This window comes from Marinobacterium sp. xm-m-383, assembly GCF_013283255.1.
GTDB lineage: Bacteria > Pseudomonadota > Gammaproteobacteria > Pseudomonadales > Balneatricaceae > Marinobacterium_E.
The window spans coordinates 44534-64769 of record NZ_WBYT01000007.1 but is presented as its reverse complement, the minus strand read 5'-3'; the positions used below and the strand labels follow the sequence as shown (position 1 = coordinate 64769).

Sequence of the window (20236 nt, the reverse complement as noted above, 5' to 3'; positions counted from 1 at the left end):
ACTAGAGGAATCACTGGATGAAACGCTTCACACTCTTATCACTGTTAGGACTTATCTTCTCGGTCCATGCTATTGCCAGTGATTTTGCCGTCGATGACATTCGTATCGAAGGTTTGCAGCAGGTTGATCCAGCCATTGTATTCCGAAATTTTCCGATTAATCGTGGTGATCTTGTCGATCAACGAGCTCTCAATGATGCGACAAAAGATCTGTTCGAATCCGGTTATTTTGATGATGTAGAGCTACTCAAAGATCAAGGTGTGTTGATTGTTCGAGTTAAAGAGCGCCCGTCCGTTGCGCTGATTCGTCTTGAAGGTAACGATCTGATCAAAGACGAGCAGTTAATGGCTGCCCTCAAACGATCAGGCCTTGAAGAGGGAGACGTGTTTCGTCGTTCAGCTCTTGATCAAATTCGTCTCGATCTGCTTCAAGTATACAACCAGGCAGGTCGCTATACCGCTGAAATCAACACGGATGTTGAGCAGCTAGATGGTAATCGTGTAGCCCTCAATATAAAAGTCACTGAGGGTGAAACTGCGGTAGTACAAAAAATTAATATCATTGGTAATTCGGCTTTCTCTGATGAAGAGCTGTTGGGTCTGTTTGATTTGGGAACAACCAATCTCTTCTCATGGTGGACTGATAATGATAAATACGCTCGAGAGAAGTTAAGTGCTGATATCGAAAGACTTCGTTCCTACTACTTGGATCGCGGTTTCGTTAAGTTTGATATCAACTCATCTGATGTCTCTATTAGCCCTGATCAGAAGCAGGTCTTTGTTACCATCAGTCTGACAGAGGGTCAGCAGTATAAGTACACTGATATCGATGTTGTTGGTGAGTTCGGTGTTGATAAGTCTGAGCTTACTAAACACCTTCAGATGAAAACAGGCGATCTGTTTTCTAGAAAGTTGGTGGTTGAGACAAATAACCTCATTCAAAAAGAGTTGGGTGATTCCGGCTATCTTTTTGCTAAGTCAAACGCCATACCTGAAGTTGATGACCAAGGTGGTGTGGCGCTCAAATTCTATGTTGAGCCGGGTAAGTTGGTAACGGTTCGTCGTATCGAGATTCGTGGTAACGCGATGACGGCTGACGAGGTAATCCGTCGTGAGTTACCGCAGATGGAGGGCAGTGTTGCTAGTGCAGATGCGATTGAACGATCCAAAACCCGCCTTGATCGTTTGGGCTTTTTTAGCAAAGTTGATATTAAAACATTGAGAGTTGCTAGTGCAGATGATCAGGTTGACCTTCAGTTTTCTGTTGAAGAGCAATCACTAGGGCAAATCAACGCTGGCGTTGGCTACTCCAGCGCTGAAGGTATTTTGTTTGATGTCGGCCTTCAACAAGATAACTTCTTGGGAACCGGTACAGAGTTTGGCTTTGCTTTTAATAACTCTCAAATTCTAACTCAGTACACATTCAGCTTTAATGATCCCTACTACACTCTTGATGGGGTAGGGCGTGGCTATGATGTCTATTACCGTACAAGAGATTTCGGTAATGATGATCTCTCTGATTACAATACCAATGAGGTTGGTGCCTCAGTGAATTTTGGTTACCCGATCGATGAAAACCAACGTGTCACCCTTGGTGTCGGTTTGGATTCAACGGATGTAAACATTAATGAGTCTGTTTCAACGCGACCTGACATTATTGACGAGTTTGTTACCTCAGCAGGTTCTTCGTACTTAACTTATAACCTGAACGGCCGTTGGCGCAATAACCACCTGAAAAATGCCTTTTTCCCAACGGATGGTTACCTTCACGATGTTCGATTGGATGTTGCTGTGCCAGGTGGTGACCTTGCTTACTACAAAGCCAGTTACACAGGTCGTTACTATCAACCGCTTAACCGAGATCAAACCTGGGTGTTTGGACTTAAGACTCGTAATGGTTTCGCAGGCTCATTGGACAGTAACCCTTACCCCTTCTTTCAACGCTATTTTGCCGGTGGGTTAAGAACCGTTCGCGGTTTTGCTAATAACTCTTTAGGCCCTAAAGATGGTGATGACCCAATAGGAGGAAACATTCTCCTGTCAGGCTCTGCAGAGCTAATTTTCCCTGCGCCATTTTTAGATGAAGATTCATCGATTCGTACCATTGCCTTCTTGGATGGCGGTAACGTATTTACTACGGATAGCTGCTCTGGCTTGACAGACTGTTCTGACAATATTGATATTGGTGAGGTTCGATTTGCTGCCGGTGTCGGTTTGAGCTGGATTACGGCAATTGGCCCGTTGTCTATCTCTTTTGGTCAGGCACTGAACGCTAGCTCAAATGATACGAAAGAGTCTGTGCAATTCTCATTAGGACAAACCTTCTGATGATTGCTCGTTCTCTGCTTTTTTGGGTGTTTGCCTCTATCTCGCACTCAGCTATTGCTGGTTCAATGGTTGTTCTTGATGTCCAAGCGGCGCTTCAGTCGAGTAATGCTGCAGAAGCCTTTCGCGCAGATTTAGTTAAAAGCACTTCCCAGCAAGAGTCTCAGGTTCGTGATTTAGAAAATCAGGCTAAAAAGATGCAGTCTGATTTTGAGTTTAATAAGGGGCTGCTGACTCAAGAACAGATTCAGCAAAAAGATCTCCAATTCAAGAAAGTGTATGGCGAGTATCAGCGACAGCTGCAAGCGCTTCAGCAGCAGCGAGCGGCTATGGAGAAAGAGTTTTTAGAGGGTATGCGTCCCAAGTTGGATCAGGTCATCAAAGCGCTTATTGATGAAGGCGATATTTCGCTGATTATCAATCGTCAGTCGGCTATCTATGTTGAGCCTAGAATCGACATTACAGGTGAGATTATTAAACGCCTGAATGCCCAGGAGTGACTGGGGTTTGACTGATTTTTCCGAAAAAGCGTCCGATTTAGCTCTTCGCGTTAGTGGAGAGCTTGTTGGTAGTGATTGTCTAATCTCTGGGATGTCTACCCTTGATAAAGCGGGTATCGGTCAGCTCTCTTTTCTATCCAACGCCAAATACCAAAAACAGCTTCCAGACACTCAGGCTGAAGTCGTTCTAGTCAGTGCAGAGTTCGTTGATCTGGTCCCCAATAGCGCTATTGTCGTTGCTAATCCCTACCTAGCCTTTGCAAAGTTATCGCAGCTGTTTGATTGGCGTGGTCCTTTAGTCGCTGGAATTGCGCCGACTGCAACAGTAGACCCTTCTGCCGAGATCGACCCCTCTGCTCAGATTGCGGAGGGTGCAATTGTTGGCGCTCAAGTTAAGGTGGCTGCCCATGCCTATGTGGGTCCCAACGTGGTCATAGGTGAGGGTGTATTGCTCGGTGAGTCAACACGGCTTGAAGCGAATGTAACCCTCTATCCTGGAGTTTCCATCGGTAAGCGATGCATTATTCATTCTGGTGCTGTGATTGGAGCCGATGGGTTCGGTTTTGCTCATGACGGTCAAGGCTGGGTAAAAATCGCCCAAGCCGGTGGTGTGATTTTAGGTGATGATGTTGAGGTCGGTGCAAACACAACGATCGATCGCGGTGCTCTGTCGGATACTTTGATTGCTAATGGTGTGAAATTGGATAATCAAATTCAGATTGCACACAATGTTGAGATCGGAGAGTCAACGGCCATAGCTGGTTGTACTGCAATTGCGGGTAGCACTCGTATCGGCTCTCATTGTACTATTGCAGGTATGAGCGGTGTCACGGGGCATTTAGAGATTGCCGACCGAACCCACATCACGGCGATGACTTTGGTCAGTAAATCAATCAAAGAGTCGGGTGCTTACTCATCGGGTACTGGGGTTGAACCTCACGCTCAATGGAAGCGAAATGTGGTCCGGTTTAAGCAACTTGATGAGTTGTCCCAACGCGTTAAAAATCTAGAAAAGCTTGTAAAAAAGCTTGCTGAATAAGGCTAAAAACTGAATATGATGGATGTAAATGAGATCCGTAAATACCTTCCGCACCGCTACCCTTTTCTATTGGTTGACCGCGTTGTAGAACTAACACCCGGTGAATCCATTGTCGCTTACAAGAATGTGACCGTTAACGAACCTTTCTTTAACGGCCACTTCCCTGATCATCCCGTCATGCCGGGTGTCTTGATTGTTGAAGCGATGGCTCAAGCGGCCGGTATTCTTGGTTTTAAAACCATGGATAAAACACCTCAGGATGGTTCGATCTACTACTTTGTGGGTGCCGATAATCTGCGTTTTAAACGCCCAGTAGTGCCTGGCGACCGCCTTCAGCTTGAAGCGTTGGTATTGTCTGAAAAACGCGGTATCTGGAAGTTCCAAGTTAAAGCGACGGTTGAAGGTGAAACGGTTAGCTCGGCAACCATTCTGTGTGCTGATAGGAAGGTCTGATTTTGATTCACCCGCAAGCTATTATCGATCCCTCTGCTAAGTTGGCAGAGGGTGTTGAGGTTGGACCTTGGAGTTACATCGGACCTGATGTCGAGATCGGTGCAAATACTCGTATCGAATCACATGTTGTCGTCAAAGGCCCGACCAAAATCGGTAGCGGAAATCATATATTTCAATTCGCATCTGTGGGCGAAGATTGCCAAGATAAAAAGTATGCCGGTGAACCCACTGAATTGATCATCGGTGATAACAACGTTATTCGAGAAGGCGTAACGATTCACCGCGGAACAGTTCAGGATAAAAGCCTGACGCAGATTGGCAGTCATAACCTTCTGATGGCCTATGTCCATGTGGCCCATGACTGTGTTGTCGGTGATCATACGATTTTGGCCAATAATGCAGCCTTAGCTGGGCATGTTCATGTTGGTGATCATACGATATTGGGCGGTTTTACAGCTGTTCATCAGTTCTGTCACATTGGTGCACATGTTATGTGTGGTGCCGGTACTGTTGTGCTCCAGGATATCCCCTCTTACACCCTTGCAACCGGTAATCCCGCATCACCACACGGCATTAATGCTGAAGGTCTAAAACGTCGAGGCTTCTCATCTGAGTCGATCCGTGCGCTTAAGAATGCCTATAAAACGATCTACCGTAAAAACCTTACTCTTGCGGATGCGATCGCTCAACTAGAGTCGCTTGAAGCTGGCGAGTCAGCATTGACCCCATTGATTGAGTCGCTACGTAACTCCTCTCGTGGAATCATCCGTTAATTCAACTAGACCCATTAAGATTGCTATTGTTGCTGGAGAAGAGTCCGGTGACATTCTTGGCGCTGGGTTGATCAGTTCGTTAAAGAAGCGCTATCCCAATGCCACATTTGAGGGGGTAGGAGGCCGTCGAATGATTGCTCAGGGCCTTAATTCAGAGTTTCCTATGGAGCGTCTGTCGGTTATGGGTCTGGTGGAGGTCTTAAAACGGCTTCGCGAACTTTTAAAACGGCGCAAGAAGTTAATAGAAAAGTGGTTGCAAACACCCCCCGATCTTTTTATTGGCATTGATGCTCCCGACTTTAATTTAGGTCTTGAGAGAGTCCTAAAAGAGCGTGCCATCCCAACGGTTCACTATGTCAGCCCCTCGGTTTGGGCCTGGCGAGAGAAACGTCTAAAAAAGATTGAACAGTCGGTTGATTTGATGCTCTGCTTTCTCCCTTTTGAAGCGAAGTATTACAAAGATACTCAGGTTAAGGCTCAGTTTATTGGCCATCCATTAGCCACTCAGCTGCCACTCTCTATTAGTCAAAGCCAAGCCAAAACGGCTCTTGGTCTGAGTGATGCGAGTCCCGTATTGGCTCTGATGCCAGGAAGTCGCAGTTCTGAAGTGGGTAAGTTGGCACCCCCGTTCATTGAAACGGCACTCGCGCTTTGCAGTAAGATTCCCAATCTTCAGGTCATCCTTCCAGCCGCTAACGAAGCCCGTTATCAGCAGATAGCCCTGTTAATTCGAGAGGCTCAGGCAGAGAGTAAGATTAAACTTGTTCAAGGCTCCTCGCAGGAGTGTTTGATGGCGGCAGACTCAGTTTTGATTTCGTCCGGTACGGCAACACTGGAAGCGATGCTCTGTTCAACGCCTATGGTGGTGGCCTACAAAATGGCCCCGCTGAGTTATGCGATTATTTCTCGAATGCTAAAAACTCCCTATGTATCCCTGCCTAACCTATTGGCAGGCAGAGCATTGGTTCCCGAGATTTTTCAGTCTGATGTGAGGGTCGAGGTATTAGAGCCTCTGGTTTTACAAAGTCTGACGGATAGCCATTACATTCAATCGCTGCAGCAGGAATTTTCTGATCTGTCTGGGCTAATTCGCCAAGATGCCGATGAGCAAGCGGCAGAAGCTGTATCCACACTATTGGAGTTTAGAAGCTGATGCAGCCTCAAGAATTTAACTTTGCTGAGCACTCTCTCTTTGCCGGTGTGGACGAAGTAGGGCGAGGACCGCTTGTTGGCGATGTGGTTGCAGCAGCAGTGATTCTCGATCCTAACAATCCTATTGAGGGGTTGATGGATTCGAAAAAGCTGTCTGAAAAGCGTCGTGAAGCTTTGTCCATTGAAATTAAAGAGCGAGCGTTGTGCTGGTCAATCGCGGTTGCAACGCCGCAAGAGATTGATGAATTGAATATTTTGCACGCGACAATGCTGGCGATGAAGCGAGCGGTGTTGGGTTTATCCCAAGTGCCTGATCATGTCTATGTGGACGGTAATCGATGCCCCGAGATTCCTTACTCTGTTGAAGCGGTAGTGAAAGGTGACTCAAAAGTCGCAGAGATCAGTGCGGCTTCTATCATTGCTAAGGTACATCGTGATCATCAAATGCTAGAATTGGACGCACAATTTCCGCAGTATCAATTTGCCAAACATAAAGGCTACCCGACGCCGGCTCATCTTCAACTGATACAAGAGCACGGGGTATTACCGGAATATCGTCGTTCATTTGCGCCAGTAAGGCGCCTAATGGAGGGGAATCAGTAGAATGACTGACGCATCGTTCGTCCATCTTCGTGCGCACTCTGAGTTCTCACTCTATGATGGTCTGGTTCGTGTTAAAGAGCTAGTTAAGCATGCTGCACAGGCGCAGATGCCCGCTGTTGCGTTAACCGATCAGACCAACTTCTATGCGTTGGTTAAGTTCTTCAAAGCGGCCACTGCGGCGGGGATTAAACCAATCTGCGGGGTCGATTTTTGGGTGGTAGATGATGCCGATCCGGAGTCGCCACCGACCCAGTTGACGCTGCTCGTTAAAAACGGCTTGGGTTATCGTAATCTCACCGAACTGGTCTCTAGAGCCTATGCCGAAGGTCAGTCACTCGACCCTGAGCGTGCGCTTATCTATAAAAGCTGGATTGCTGAAAAATCTGAGGGTGTGATCGCGCTCTCGGGCGGTCGCCGTGGGGAGATAGGTCAGGCGATCCTATCTGGTCAGGCGGATTTAGAGGCTCGTCTGCAATATTGGATGGATCTTTTTCCAGATGCCTTCTATCTGGAATTGGTTAGAACAGGGCGCTCTGATGAAGAGACGGTCATCCATAAAAGTATCGAGCTTGCCCAGTCGCTGGGTTGTCCTGTCGTTGCAACCAATGAAGTGATGTTTGTCCGCGAGGATGACTTTGATGCTCATGAAGCGCGAGTCTGTATTAACCAGGGGCGCACTTTGGATGATCCTACGCGCCCAAGAGATTACTCTGATCAGCAATATTTCAAATCCTCTGAGGAGATGATTGAGCTCTTCTCTGATATTCCCTCAGCGATCGAAAACAGCGTTGAAATCGCCAAACGATGCAACATCGAGATTGAACTCGGAACTTACTACCTGCCAAGATTCCCAATACCTGAAGGGGTGTTGATGGATGACTACTTCAGGAGAGTGTCTGAAGTCGGTTTAGAAGAGCGCCTCGATTTTCTCTTTGATCGAAACTCAGAAGAGTTTTCTGAGATTCGTAAGGCCTATGATGAGCGGTTGAAGTTTGAGCTGGATATCATCATCCAGATGGGTTTCCCAGGTTACTTCCTGATCGTCATGGACTTCATCAAATGGGCTAAAGAGAATGGTATTCCTGTAGGGCCAGGGCGTGGTTCCGGTGCCGGCTCATTGGTCGCTTATGTCCTTAAAATTACCGACCTTGACCCACTTGAGTACGATCTTCTGTTCGAACGTTTCCTTAACCCGGAGCGTGTTTCGATGCCGGACTTTGATATCGATTTCTGTATGGATAATCGAGATCAGGTCATTGACTACGTCGCTCAAACCTATGGGCGAGATGCCGTTTCGCAAATCATTACCTTCGGTACCATGGCGGCTAAAGCGGTGGTTCGAGATGTGGCGCGTGTTCAAGGTAAACCCTTCGGTCTGGCTGATCGCCTCTCTAAATTGATCCCATTTGAAGTGGGAATGACACTCAATAAAGCTTGGGAGCAGGAAGAAGCGCTTCGCGAGTTCGTTGAAGGCAGTGAAGAGGCTCAAGAGATTATGGAGATGGCCTACAAACTCGAGGGGGTTACTCGAAATGTAGGTAAGCACGCCGGTGGTGTGGTGATCTCTCCAACCAAACTGACCGATTTCTCGGCAACTTACTGTGATGCTGAAGGTCAGGGCTTGGTGACCCAGTTTGATAAGAATGATGTTGAAGAAGCGGGTCTCGTTAAGTTCGACTTCTTGGGTCTTAGAACCCTGACTATCATTGACTGGGCACTTGAGACCATCAATAAACAGAAAGAGATTGAAGGCGAAGAGCCGCTGCGAATTGAAGCGATCGATTTAGAGGATCCTGAGGTCTACGCTCTACTCAAGCGTGCTGAGACAACGGCGGTTTTCCAGCTTGAATCCAGTGGTATGAAAGATTTGATTCGTCGTCTCTTGCCGTCACGTTTCGAAGATATCGTCGCACTGGTGGCGCTGTTCCGTCCAGGTCCTTTGCAATCGGGCATGGTTGATGACTTTATCAACCGTAAGCATGGCCGCGCTGAGATGGCTTGGCCTCACCCTGATTACCAGCTGGATTCTCTTCAACCGGTTTTGGAGCCGACTTACGGCATCATTCTCTACCAAGAGCAGGTCATGCAGATCGCTCAGGTGATGGCGGGTTATACGCTGGGCGGAGCGGATATGCTGCGTCGAGCGATGGGTAAGAAAAAACCAGAGGAGATGGCGAAGCAGCGACATCTTTTCATTGAGGGCTCAAACGCTCAGGGCATTGATGAAAAACTGGCAGGTAATATCTTTGACCTGGTTGAAAAATTCGCGGGTTACGGATTTAACAAATCCCACTCGGCTGCCTATGCATTGGTCTCTTACCAAACAGCTTGGCTAAAAACCTACTATCCAGCGCCATTCATGGCGGCTGTTATGTCCTCTGATATGCAGAACACCGACAAGGTGGTGATCTTCATTGAAGAGTGTCGTCAGATGAAGCTCAAAGTATTGCTTCCCGACGTTAATTTGAGTGAGTTCAAATTTACGGTGGGTCCAAATCAGGAGGTTGTCTACGGGCTTGGAGCGGTTAAAGGCGTAGGTGAGGGTCCTGTTGAAGCGATCATGGAGGCTCGGAAATCGGGAGCGTTTAAAGATCTGTTCGATTTCTGTAAACGAGTAGGGTCTAAAAAACTCAACAAGCGAGTGCTTGAATCCTTAGTACGCTCTGGTGCTGTTGATGCCTTAGGTCCCAATCGAGCGGTGTTGTGGGCCGCTATACCTGCAGCTTTGCAGTCGGCCGATCAAGATGCGCGCAATCAAGATGCGGGAATGTTCGACCTGTTTGGTGAGTCTGAAGAGGTTGTCGATGCCGATCCTTTCGAGCAGTTCATGAATGCTCGCGAGTGGAGCGACAAAGAGCGTCTGAATGGCGAGAAGGATACCCTCGGTCTTTACGTGACGGGTCACCCTATTGATGAGTATGAGTCTGAATTAAAACACTTTGTTTCTCGCAAACTACAAGAGCTTCAACCGGCTAGAGGGCGAGCTCAAAAAATGGCCGGCTTGGTTGTCGACCTGCGTGTTAAAAAGACCAAGCGAGGCGAAAATCTCTGCTTTGTAACCTTGGATGATCGATCTGCTCGTATCGATGTGAGTCTGTTTGGTGAAACCTATGATGAAGCGCGTCGTCTGATTCAAAAAGATCAGGTGATTGTGGTGGAAGGAGAGGTGGCTCAAGACGACTATAACGGTGGCCTCAAGGTGCGTGGGCAGCAGGTATTAAGTGTCGCGGATGCCCGTATTCGTTATGCGAAGTCGTTAACGATTAAGGCCGACGCAAAGGGATTAACTCAACAAAGCTTGAGAATGTTGCAGGACTCTTTGAAAAAAGCACGCGCTTATCAGCAGGGTATGCCTGTTGTGATTGACTATAGCTGTGCTGAGGCGAAGGGTCGGATTGAGCTTGGCTCAGAGTGGATTGTCTCTCCTGATGACGACCTGATGCAATCACTTCGCGAGCAGTTTGGTAATCATAGCGTCTCGCTGATCTACTAGTTTTCCTGACAGTATTTAGCCACCTAGGGTGGCTACTTTTTTGCGTGCGCGGTAGAATTCCACAATCAGTTTTATCTTTTAGAAGCGAATTGTATGAACCCCAACTACCTTGATTTTGAACAGCCAATTGCTGATCTGGAAGCAAAGATCAACGAACTTAAACACGTTGGCGAAGATAATGAGAGTATCAACCTCTCTGACGAGGTATCACGCCTTCGTGAAAAAAGTCACTCTCTGACTCGTTCAATCTTCTCTGACCTGAGTGCTTGGCAGGTTTCGCAATTAGCTCGCCATCCGCAACGCCCATACACTCTGGACTACATCAAATACATCATCGATGAGTTTGAAGAGATTCATGGGGATCGTCATTTTGCTGATGATCAGGCAATTGTGTGTGGTATTGGTCGTTTAGATGGTCAGCCTGTTGCCGTGATTGGTCATCAAAAAGGTCGTGAAGTCAAAGAGAAGGTTCGTCGCAACTTTGGTATGCCTCGTCCAGAAGGTTACCGTAAAGCACTCCGTGTGATGGAGATGGCAGAGCGATTCAATATGCCAATTCTGACCTTTATCGATACTCCAGGGGCTTACCCAGGCATCGATGCTGAAGAGCGTGGTCAATCCGAAGCGATTGCATTTAACCTTGCGAAAATGTCTAAGTTGAAGACGCCTATTATCGCGACAGTGATTGGTGAAGGGGGTTCTGGTGGTGCATTGGCTATCGGTATCTGTGATGAGCTACTAATGCTTCAGTACTCAACTTACTCAGTCATCTCTCCAGAGGGGTGTGCTTCAATTCTATGGAAGAGCGCAGAGCGTGCTTCAGATGCCGCTAAAGCGATGGGTATCACGTCTGAGCGTCTTCACGAACTGGGTCTGGTTGATCAGATTGTTGCTGAGCCGCTAGGTGGTGCGCACCGTGATCCCGCGTTGATGGCCGCTAGTCTTAAGCAGCAGTTGCAAGCCTCACTGCAAAAACTGACTGGCCTAGCTGATCAAGAGTTGCTGGATCAACGTTATCAGCGAATTCTCTCTTACGGCGCAATTGGTCGTTAATGAGCAATAAAACAGCCGCAGATATTCGAGAGAGTCTGCGGCTTTTTTTTCTACAACATCCCCATATTGAGCATTGGGTCGTTGCCTACAGCGGCGGTCTAGACTCAAGCCTGCTTCTTAAGCTCTGCTCTGACATACTCCCTCCTGATCGCTTGTCAGCAATGCATGTTAATCATCAGCTGCAAAGCGGCTCTGATAGCTGGGAGCGATTTTGTGCTGAATCATCATCCGAATGGGGTGTCACTTTTGAATCAGTAAAAGTGACCTGTGACTCCTCGTCTGAAGAGAGCGCAAGGCAGGCGCGTTACTCTGCATTTAACAAGCATTTAAAGCCCAAAGAGGCTTTGCTGCTAGCCCACCACCAAGATGACCAAGCCGAAACGGTCCTCTTTAACCTCTTTAGAGGCTCAGGTGTTAATGGGCTTTCGGGAATTGCTTCAAATAGGACAGTTGGGGGAGGAGAACTTTTCAGACCGCTTCTGAATACGACAAGAGCTGATATCGAGTCAGCGGCTAAAGAGTTGCACATTGCTTGGGTGGATGATCCCAGCAATCTCGATACAAGCTTTACCAGAAACTGGATTCGTAGAGAGTTGTCGGGTGTTTTGAGCGCTCAATGGCCTGACTGGAAATCTAAGCTGGCTAAAACAGCGTCACGCTTGAGCGAAGCGAGTGAATTGCATGAAGCGCTGGCGCAGATGGATCTTGAACGTTGTCAGCTAGAGGAGGGGGTTCTCTCCTTAGCACTCCTGTTGCAGCTCTCACTGGCACGTAAGAAAAATCTTCTCTATCACTGGTTAAGTTCTGCTGGTCAGAAGGTAGGCTCGGAGAAACAGCTGGAATCGATTGCAAAGCTGGATGTTAAGGCAAAGGGTGAGTGGCAATTTTCCACAGTGATTTTGCGCGCCTATGATGAGAAGTTATTTTTATCACCTGATATTGAACGTCAACCCTGTGAGTCCATTGAGTGGGTGGTCTCTGATGAGACAGTGACATTTGGTCCTGGTCAGTTGAGCGCCATTAGATCTGAGGCTGGTCTGCCGGTAGATATGAAACTAACTCTTCGAGCTCGAGAGCCAGGTGAGTCTGTTTACATTGAGTCTCGCGGGGGGCATGTCAGTATTAAAAAGCTGATGAATGAGCATCGAATCCCACCTTGGTTAAGAGAGTGTTGGCCAATTGTCTGTTCGTCGGGTCAGGTGGTGGCGATTCCTGAAATATGGCTGGATGAAAAAGTCTGCGTTAAAGACGGATTTTTACTAAATTGGGTCGTTTGATGTTTGTTACCAAAGCGCTCTTTTGGTAGACTGATTTCCCATCTTGAGTTCGCTAGAACTCCCTACAAACTCTATCTGACAGGTTCTGCATGACGCGCTATATTTTCGTCACCGGTGGTGTTGTTTCCTCATTGGGCAAAGGCATTGCTTCGGCCTCTCTCGCGGCAATTTTGGAAGCGCGTGGTCTTAAAGTCACCATGCTTAAGCTCGATCCATACATTAACGTGGATCCTGGTACTATGAGTCCGTTTCAGCATGGTGAGGTATTTGTCACCGAAGATGGTGCTGAAACCGATTTGGACCTTGGCCACTACGAGCGTTTTATTCGTACGACCATGGGCAAGCGAAACAACTTTACGACAGGCCGTATTTATCAACACGTTCTTCGTAAAGAGCGCCGTGGTGATTACCTAGGCGGAACTGTTCAGGTTATTCCTCACATCACTGATGAGATTAAGCGCCGCGTTATCGAAGGTGCAGGTGATGCTGATATCGCTCTCTGTGAGATTGGCGGTACCGTTGGTGATATTGAGTCCTTGCCGTTCTTGGAGGCTGTTCGTCAGCTGAAAGTGGAGCTGGGCTCAAACCGCGCTATGTTCATGCACCTTACACTTGTGCCTTACATTGCTACGGCCGGTGAGATTAAAACTAAGCCGTCACAGCACTCTGTGAAAGAGCTGCGCTCTATCGGTATTCAGCCTGATATTTTGGTATGCCGCTCTGATTTTGCGCTGCCTGAATCACAAGCTAAAAAACTCTCTATGTTTACCAACGTAGAAGAGCGCGCTGTTATTTCATTGCCTGATGCAAATACCATCTACAAAATCCCTGCGATGTTAGAAGCACAAGGTTTGGATCAGATCGTTGTTGAACGATTTAACCTGGATTGCCCTAAGGCTGATCTAGGTGAGTGGAATGCGGTAGCTGATGCGTTTTTGAATCCAGAGGGTGAAGTGACCATCGCGATGGTCGGTAAATACATGGAACTTCTGGATGCCTACAAGTCTCTTATCGAGGCGATATCACACGCAGGCATCTCACATCGTAAGAAAGTAAAAATCGAATACATCGATTCTGAACGTGTTGAGCGGGAAGGGGTTGAGATCCTTAAGGACTTCAGTGCGATCCTAGTACCTGGTGGATTTGGTGAGCGTGGTGTTGAGGGTAAGATCGAGGCGGTACGTTACGCTCGTGAAAATAAAGTCCCTTACCTTGGTATCTGCCTTGGCATGCAGGTTGCTGTAATTGAGTACGCACGTAATGTTGCTGGCTTGGCGGGTGCGACCTCGTCGGAGTTCAATACAGAAGCTGAGCACCCTGTTATCGGTTTGATTACTGAGTGGACGGATCACACCGGTGAAGTTGAACAGCGTACTGACGATTCAGATCTAGGTGGCACTATGCGTCTAGGTGCTCAGCTATGTCATCTTAAAGCGGGCACGCATGTTGCTGAAGCCTATGGCTCAACTGAGGTCGTTGAGCGTCACCGCCATCGTTATGAAGTGAATAATAATTACGTTGCACAGCTAGAAGCTGCCGGGCTTGTTATCTCAGGTCGTTCAACGGATGGAGAATTAGTCGAGGTTGTGGAGGCACCAGATCATCCGTGGTTTGTGGCTTGTCAGTTCCACCCAGAGTTTACCTCTACGCCACGTGATGGACACGGTCTATTTAAAGGATTTATTGGCGCTGCGCTTGAGTACCAAGCGAACAGCTAATTAGGAGTTAGGGAAATGACTACAATTGCAAACATCAAAGCACGTGAAGTATTGGATTCACGTGGTAACCCAACGGTTGAAGCGGACGTTGTTCTTGAGAACGGCATCATGGGATCTGCTTGTGCGCCATCGGGTGCATCAACCGGTTCACGTGAAGCACTAGAGCTACGTGATGGTGATAAATCTCGCTACCTAGGCAAAGGCGTGCTTAAAGCGGTTGCTGCTGTGAACGGCGAAATCAAAAATGCCCTAGTTGGCATGGATGTGACTGATCAACGCGCTCTGGATAACAAGATGCTTGAGCTTGACGGTACAGAGAATAAGAGCAAATTTGGTGCGAACGCCATTCTTGCTGTTTCACTTGCTGCTGCAAAAGCGGCTGCGCAAGCTAAAAACATTCCACTTTATCAACACATCGCAGAGATCAATGGTACTCCAGGTCGCTACTCTATGCCTGTGCCAATGATGAATATCTTGAACGGTGGTGAGCACGCGGATAACAACGTTGATATCCAAGAGTTCATGGTGCAGCCGGTTGGCGTATCAAGTTTTGCCGAAGCGCTTCGTTGCGGTGCTGAAATTTTCCACGCGTTAAAAGCGGTGCTTAAAGCTAAAGGCCTTAATACAGCGGTTGGTGACGAAGGTGGCTTTGCGCCAAACCTTGCGTCTAATGAAGAGGCACTGGTTGTCATTAAAGAGGCGATCGCTAACGCAGGTTACGAGTTGGGTAAAGATGTCACTCTGGCACTAGACTGTGCCTCCTCTGAGTTCTACAAAGAGGGTATGTACGATCTTGCGGGTGAAGGTAAGAAGTTTGATTCAGAAGGATTCGGTGACTACCTTAAAGCATTGACTGAAAACTACCCAATTGTCTCTATTGAAGATGGCATGGATGAGTCTGATTGGGATGGTTGGGCGAGCCTGACAAGCAAGATCGGCGATAAGGTTCAGCTAGTTGGTGACGATCTATTCGTAACCAACACTAAGATTCTATCTCGTGGTATCGAACAGAGCATCGGTAACTCGATCTTGATTAAGTTCAACCAGATCGGTTCACTGTCTGAAACCTTGGATGCGATTAAAATGGCTCAGGATGCTGGCTTCACGGCAGTTATCTCACACCGTTCTGGCGAAACTGAAGATACAACCATTGCTGACCTTGCAGTGGGAACAGCCGCTGGGCAAATTAAGACCGGTTCACTTTGTCGCTCGGACCGTGTTGCTAAGTACAACCGCCTCATTCGTATCGAAGAGGAGTTGGGTGCTGCAGCAGCATACCGAGGCCTAGTTGAGATTAAAGGCCAGGGTTAATAGAAACATGATATAAAAGGGCCTTAGGCCCTTTTTTTGTGGAGAGAAACAGCTTGCGTTGGTTTTGGTTAATTCTGCTCCTAATGGCAGTGGCGCTTCAGTATCGACTCTGGTTCGGAGAGCCAAGCTTGCCTCAAATTTGGCAGGTACAGAGCGATATTGAAGAGCAGCGCAAGATTAACCAGAGGCTGTTGGAGCGAAACTCAGAGCTGGAAGCTGAAGTGCAAGATCTAAAACGCGGCTTGTCAGCACTCGAAGAGAGAGCCCGATCTGAAATGGGAATGATTGGTAAAGAGGAGACTTTTTATCAGGTGGTTAAGCCTTTGACACCATCGGAGATGGATAGTGACTGAATTTGTTGTAGAGCCTTTCAGCTATGTGAACGGCCAACCCGATGTGAAGGCACAGCTTCGTTCTGCACCAGAGGATTTTCGTGTTGTTGAAGATTTGGGGTATGAACCAGAGGGGGAAGGCGAACATCACTACCTATACATTCAGAAACGCGGTGAAAACACCGATTGGGTGGCGCGTCAGCTAGCTAACTTCTGCCAGGTCAGCCCCAGAGATGTGGCCTACGCAGGTAAAAAAGATCGCCATGCCGTAACTGAGCAGTGGTTCAGTGTCCATCTGCCCGGATCTCGACGTGTGCTTAACTGGGCGTTATTCGGTGGTGATACGATCAATGTTCTCAAGTCGAGTAAACATCGTCGCAAGATTAAACTCGGTCATCTTAAGGGTAACCGATTTGAGATTACCCTCAGAGAGGTCTCTGATGTAAATCGACTTCTGCATAAAGCGACTTCTCTTGAATCAGGGGTTCCTAACTACTTTGGTGAGCAGCGATTTGGTCAGTCGTTCGGTAATCTTCACTCAGGATTGGCTATCCTGTCGGGTGAGTTGGTTGAACGTCAGCGCAACAAACGCAGCATGTACATTTCGGCACTGCGTTCCTATCTATTCAATCGAGTGATCTCCACTCGTATAGATCAAGGCACCTGGGATAGCCCTCTCGATGGGGATGTCTTGATCGAAGACTTCACGCAAAAAGTTCATCGTTACGACGCTAATGATCCTGATCAAAAAGCCCGTTTCGATCAGTGCGATCTGCATTTGACTGCGCCGATGTGGGGTAAAGGCGAATTATACTCCCTGGATAAGGCTCAGATGATAGAAAAGTCGGTCGTCGCGGGGTATCCTCAAATATCTGAGGGGTTGGAAACGCTTGGGCTTAGACAAGAGCGTCGCAGTATGCGATTGGTCCCAAGAGATTTGCATGTGGAAGTGCTAGAAGAGCAGGTCGTAAAACTCAGTTTCTCTCTTCCATCAGGCTCGTTTGCCACGAGTGTTTTGCGTGAGCTGTGTGTCTGGTAACCCTTTCCACTTAGGATTGAGCCAATAATAGATAAGAGATAACTAGATGCATATTTTGGTTTCCAATGATGATGGTGTTTACGCACCGGGGTTGCGGGTTCTTGCTGAACGTCTAAAAGAGGCAGGTCACCGCTGTACGGTTGTAGCACCTGATCGTAATAGAAGCGGTGCTAGTAACTCGTTAACCTTGGATCGTCCTCTTGATGCAATTGTGCATAGTAGTGGTTATTTTGGAGTCGATGGAACGCCAACCGATTGTGTGCATTTAGGGGTTTCTGGGATTTTCTCAGATGGTGATATCCCTGATATCGTCGTTTCCGGTATCAATGCGGGTGCAAACTTGGGTGACGATATTGTCTATTCAGGTACCGTGGCTGCGGCAACCGAAGGTCGTCATTTGACACTACCACCTATAGCAGTATCGACCTGCAATTTTCACCCTAAACACTATGAAACGGCCGCACAGGTAGTGGCTGATCTGGTCGCGAATATTGAATCCTTGAAGGTTGCACCGAGAACCGTCATTAATGTGAATGTTCCTGATCTCCCTATGGATCAATTAAAGGGTGTGCAAATTACCCGTTTGGGCCACCGCAGTGCTGGCGAACCGCCACTACCTACTCAAGACCCACGAGGTCGAACTCGCTATTGGATTGCCGCCGTCGGTGAAGCCAAAGATCGTGTTGAAGGTACCGATTTCTATGCGGTTGAAAATGGCTATGTTGCGGTCACCCCTCTGCAGCTGGATATGACTCGCTACTCTGATCTTGATCAGGTGGCTGATTGGTTGGAGCAGTAATAGTGTCCCAACAGCTTTTACGTGAAGGGATCGGAATGACTTCACGCCGAACAAGAGAGAGGCTTCTCAATCGCTTGCAGGATCAAGGGATCACCGATAAAACGGTATTAGAGACGATCGTTGAAACGCCCCGTCATCTCTTCATTGATGAAGCGCTATCGCATAAAGCCTATGAAGACACCGCGCTGCCAATTGGATATAACCAAACCATCTCTCAACCCTACACTGTCGCTAGAATGAGCGAGTTGCTGTTGGAGTTTGGTGCTAAAGATAAGGTGTTAGAAGTTGGCACGGGATCTGGCTATCAGACAGCAGTTCTTGCTCAGCTCTGTCAGCAGGTTTTCAGTGTAGAAAGAATTCTTCCGTTACAAGAGCGAGCTGCATCTGTACTGGGCTACTTGGGATTGAGTAATGTCTCTCTTTTTCACACTGATGGTGGAATGGGGCTCGAGCATGAGGCACCGTTTGATGCCATTATGGTAACGGCAGCCCCCTCAGTTATTCCTGAATCTTTGAAGAAGCAATTGAAGGTGGGTGGCGTTTTAGTGGCCCCTGTTGGAGATGAAGAGCAAAAACTGGTTCGCATTTTGCGACGCAGTGATTCGCATTTTGAGACCAAAGTGATAGAGCCGGTTAAGTTTGTTCCTCTACTCAATGGGTTGGTAAGTTAATAGACAATGGATCATTTAAATAAGCAGCGCACAGCGTTTCAATATTTTAAGTTGTTATTGAAAGGGATGTTGATGGGTGCGGCTGATGCTGTTCCTGGTGTTTCAGGTGGAACTATTGCCTTCATTACCGGTATCTATGAAGAGCTCATTCACTCGATTCGTCGCTTCGATTTGAAAGCACTGAATGTTCTTTTTAAGAAAGGCTTAGTGGCTGCCTGGAAACAGGTTAACGGAACCTTCTTGTTGGTCCTTGTAGCCGGTATCGCGCTTAGTATCATCTTATTGGCGAAGACGGTTCTGTTTCTCCTAGACGAGTACCCGGTTCTGTTGTGGTCGTTCTTCTTTGGTTTGATTCTTGCGTCAACATGGAGTGTGGCTCGTCATGTTGCAGGTTGGTGCGCCAATCGGATGTCCGTCTTTGTTCTTGGCGCGGTGTTGGCCTATTTGTTGACCTCCATGTCGCCCAGTAGTGTGCCTGATTCGGCGCTGATGGTCTTTTTTGCAGGGATGATTGCCATCTGTGCCATGATTCTTCCAGGTATCTCAGGTAGCTTTATTCTGCTTCTATTAGGGATGTATACGACCATTCTGACAGCGATTAAAGAGTTTGATTTTGCTGTTATCGCACTGTTTGCCGCTGGTGCGGCCTCTGGTTTATTGGCGTTTTCTCGAGTATTGAGTTGGGCTTTCAATCATTATCGCTCAATGACTTTAGCGCTGTTGTCAGGTTTTTTGCTGGGTTCACTCAATAAGGTGTGGCCATGGAAGTACACACTCTCTTACACCATCAACTCTAAAGGGCATCAGGTGCCGCTCGTGGAGCAGAATGTTACCCCAACAGCCTTTACAGATCTTACGGGTGAACCATCTCAACTAGTGTTGGCCATTCTATTGATGCTGTTTGGCTTAGCGGTTGTTCTGTTAATCGATAGACTGCCATCGAGAGGCTAACTGTTTGCGGCTCACTGCTTTACTTGCATTTGCGCTACTTCTCTCTGCTTGTAGCACAGGGTATGCCCCAGTTTCAGATCAGTCACTAGGTCTTCAGCGACCCACCATCGGTGCCGGTGAGTATCGTGTTCGATCGGGTGATACTTTGATTGGTATCGCCTTTAAATTAGGGATCGATCACAGAAGATTGGCAGCAATCAATGGCATTAAAGATAAAGATCTAATATACGCCGGCCAGGTTTTAAAAACTCAAGGCAGCCCTGTTGCTACTCCTTCAAAGCCCCCCTCTAGAGCGGTTGCTAAGCAATCAGTCAACAAAACCCCATCACCTAAAAAGAGAGTTGCGCCAGTCGTGACAAATTTTTCTTGGGGTTGGCCACATTCTGGCAAGATTCTTGCTAGGTATTCAGCTAAAGAGGGTGGCAATAAAGGTTTGGATATCTCTGGCAAACTGGGTGATGCAGTTAAAGCAGCAGCACCTGGGCAGGTGGTATATGCCGGCAGCGGTTTGCTAGGATACGGAAATCTTGTCATTATCAGTCATAGCCAAGAGTTTTTGAGTGCCTATGCGCACAACAGTAAAATTCTGGTTAAAGAGAATCAGCAGGTAAAAGCGGGGCAAGTGATTGCTGAGCTTGGAAGCAGCGGAGCAACGGTTCCCATGCTTCACTTTGAGATTCGAAAAGACGGTAAGCCGGTTGATCCGTTGCGCTATCTACCCAAACGATAGCCCGAACGTTTCAACAAG

General features: G+C 47.7%; 18 protein-coding genes. All 18 read left to right on the top strand.

The genetic code is table 11. From position 1 onward, the window contains the following. The first annotated feature begins 17 nt into the window (after window positions 1-17). The 18 genes from bamA (at window position 18) to XMM383_RS11055 (ending at window position 20218) form a co-directional block, all read left to right on the top strand. Window positions 18-2327 (top strand): outer membrane protein assembly factor BamA, encoded by a 2310-nt coding sequence (gene bamA / locus XMM383_RS11140; protein WP_173494809.1) that lies wholly within the window; start codon window positions 18-20, stop codon window positions 2325-2327. Then, complete coding sequence (locus tag XMM383_RS11135; protein WP_173494810.1) at window positions 2327-2824, top strand: OmpH family outer membrane protein; 498 nt, start codon at window positions 2327-2329, stop codon at window positions 2822-2824. The genes bamA and XMM383_RS11135 overlap by 1 nt, the downstream gene beginning before the upstream one ends. A gap of 7 nt (window positions 2825-2831) precedes the next feature. Beyond that, on the top strand, window positions 2832-3863 hold the full coding sequence (lpxD, locus tag XMM383_RS11130; protein ID WP_254443145.1) for a UDP-3-O-(3-hydroxymyristoyl)glucosamine N-acyltransferase: 1032 nt from the start codon (window positions 2832-2834) through the stop codon (window positions 3861-3863). A 15-nt stretch (window positions 3864-3878) separates the two neighbouring features. Further along, window positions 3879-4316, top strand: a complete 438-nt coding sequence (gene fabZ, locus XMM383_RS11125; protein WP_173481446.1) for a 3-hydroxyacyl-ACP dehydratase FabZ — start codon at window positions 3879-3881, stop codon at window positions 4314-4316. Between the two features lie 2 nt (window positions 4317-4318). Further along, entirely contained in the window at window positions 4319-5089 is a 771-nt protein-coding gene (gene lpxA, locus XMM383_RS11120; RefSeq protein ID WP_173484531.1) for an acyl-ACP--UDP-N-acetylglucosamine O-acyltransferase, read from the top strand. Further along, window positions 5049-6242, top strand: coding sequence for a lipid-A-disaccharide synthase (lpxB, locus tag XMM383_RS11115; RefSeq protein ID WP_217363613.1), 1194 nt, complete (start codon window positions 5049-5051; stop codon window positions 6240-6242). The genes lpxA and lpxB overlap by 41 nt, the downstream gene beginning before the upstream one ends. Further along, window positions 6242-6844, top strand: a complete 603-nt coding sequence (rnhB, locus tag XMM383_RS11110) for a ribonuclease HII (protein WP_173494812.1) — start codon at window positions 6242-6244, stop codon at window positions 6842-6844. Before lpxB ends, rnhB begins: the two co-directional genes overlap by 1 nt. Before the next feature lies 1 nt (window position 6845). After that, a complete protein-coding gene (gene dnaE / locus XMM383_RS11105) occupies window positions 6846-10337 on the top strand; it encodes a DNA polymerase III subunit alpha (RefSeq protein ID WP_173494813.1) in 3492 nt (1163 codons plus the stop codon). Between the two features lie 93 nt (window positions 10338-10430). After that, window positions 10431-11390, top strand: a complete 960-nt coding sequence (accA, locus tag XMM383_RS11100; RefSeq protein WP_173488743.1) for an acetyl-CoA carboxylase carboxyl transferase subunit alpha — start codon at window positions 10431-10433, stop codon at window positions 11388-11390. Further along, window positions 11390-12667, top strand: coding sequence for a tRNA lysidine(34) synthetase TilS (tilS, locus tag XMM383_RS11095; RefSeq protein WP_173488742.1), 1278 nt, complete (start codon window positions 11390-11392; stop codon window positions 12665-12667). Before accA ends, tilS begins: the two co-directional genes overlap by 1 nt. Before the next feature lie 89 nt (window positions 12668-12756). Further along, window positions 12757-14385, top strand: a complete 1629-nt coding sequence (locus XMM383_RS11090; protein WP_173484534.1) for a CTP synthase — start codon at window positions 12757-12759, stop codon at window positions 14383-14385. A gap of 15 nt (window positions 14386-14400) precedes the next feature. Continuing rightward, the gene (eno, locus tag XMM383_RS11085) at window positions 14401-15696 is read left to right on the top strand and encodes a phosphopyruvate hydratase (RefSeq protein ID WP_173481439.1); all 1296 of its coding nucleotides are present in this window, start codon (window positions 14401-14403) and stop codon (window positions 15694-15696) included. Window positions 15697-15734: 38 nt separating this feature from the next. Then, window positions 15735-16049 carry a cell division protein FtsB gene (gene ftsB, locus XMM383_RS11080; RefSeq protein WP_371744241.1) on the top strand — a complete coding sequence of 105 codons (315 nt, stop codon included), beginning with the start codon at window positions 15735-15737 and terminating at the stop codon, window positions 16047-16049. After that, a complete protein-coding gene (gene truD / locus XMM383_RS11895; protein WP_173483411.1) occupies window positions 16042-17067 on the top strand; it encodes a tRNA pseudouridine(13) synthase TruD in 1026 nt (341 codons plus the stop codon). Before ftsB ends, truD begins: the two co-directional genes overlap by 8 nt. Before the next feature lie 46 nt (window positions 17068-17113). Continuing rightward, window positions 17114-17866, top strand: a complete 753-nt coding sequence (surE, locus tag XMM383_RS11070; RefSeq protein WP_173481436.1) for a 5'/3'-nucleotidase SurE — start codon at window positions 17114-17116, stop codon at window positions 17864-17866. A 35-nt stretch (window positions 17867-17901) separates the two neighbouring features. Continuing rightward, on the top strand, window positions 17902-18537 hold the full coding sequence (locus XMM383_RS11065) for a protein-L-isoaspartate(D-aspartate) O-methyltransferase (protein WP_173494920.1): 636 nt from the start codon (window positions 17902-17904) through the stop codon (window positions 18535-18537). Between the two features lie 6 nt (window positions 18538-18543). Continuing rightward, window positions 18544-19488: a DUF368 domain-containing protein gene (locus tag XMM383_RS11060; protein ID WP_217362077.1), complete on the top strand. Its 945-nt coding sequence runs from the start codon at window positions 18544-18546 to the stop codon at window positions 19486-19488. Between the two features lie 4 nt (window positions 19489-19492). After that, window positions 19493-20218, top strand: coding sequence for a peptidoglycan DD-metalloendopeptidase family protein (locus XMM383_RS11055; RefSeq protein WP_217362076.1), 726 nt, complete (start codon window positions 19493-19495; stop codon window positions 20216-20218). Window positions 20219-20236 lie beyond the last annotated feature (18 nt).

What these genes read in the sequence shown, in the direction of transcription:
- surE (WP_173481436.1), top strand. Translation starts at nt 17,114, where the DNA reads ATGCATATTTTGGTTTCCAATGATGATGGTGTTTACGCACCGGGGTTG.
- XMM383_RS11135 (WP_173494810.1), top strand. Translation starts at nt 2,327, where the DNA reads ATGATTGCTCGTTCTCTGCTTTTTTGGGTGTTTGCCTCTATCTCGCAC.
- dnaE (WP_173494813.1), top strand. Translation starts at nt 6,846, where the DNA reads ATGACTGACGCATCGTTCGTCCATCTTCGTGCGCACTCTGAGTTCTCA.
- XMM383_RS11090 (WP_173484534.1), top strand. Translation starts at nt 12,757, where the DNA reads ATGACGCGCTATATTTTCGTCACCGGTGGTGTTGTTTCCTCATTGGGC.
- accA (WP_173488743.1), top strand. Translation starts at nt 10,431, where the DNA reads ATGAACCCCAACTACCTTGATTTTGAACAGCCAATTGCTGATCTGGAA.
- bamA (WP_173494809.1), top strand. Translation starts at nt 18, where the DNA reads ATGAAACGCTTCACACTCTTATCACTGTTAGGACTTATCTTCTCGGTC.
- fabZ (WP_173481446.1), top strand. Translation starts at nt 3,879, where the DNA reads ATGATGGATGTAAATGAGATCCGTAAATACCTTCCGCACCGCTACCCT.
- eno (WP_173481439.1), top strand. Translation starts at nt 14,401, where the DNA reads ATGACTACAATTGCAAACATCAAAGCACGTGAAGTATTGGATTCACGT.
- tilS (WP_173488742.1), top strand. Translation starts at nt 11,390, where the DNA reads ATGAGCAATAAAACAGCCGCAGATATTCGAGAGAGTCTGCGGCTTTTT.
- XMM383_RS11065 (WP_173494920.1), top strand. Translation starts at nt 17,902, where the DNA reads ATGACTTCACGCCGAACAAGAGAGAGGCTTCTCAATCGCTTGCAGGAT.
- XMM383_RS11060 (WP_217362077.1), top strand. Translation starts at nt 18,544, where the DNA reads ATGGATCATTTAAATAAGCAGCGCACAGCGTTTCAATATTTTAAGTTG.
- rnhB (WP_173494812.1), top strand. Translation starts at nt 6,242, where the DNA reads ATGCAGCCTCAAGAATTTAACTTTGCTGAGCACTCTCTCTTTGCCGGT.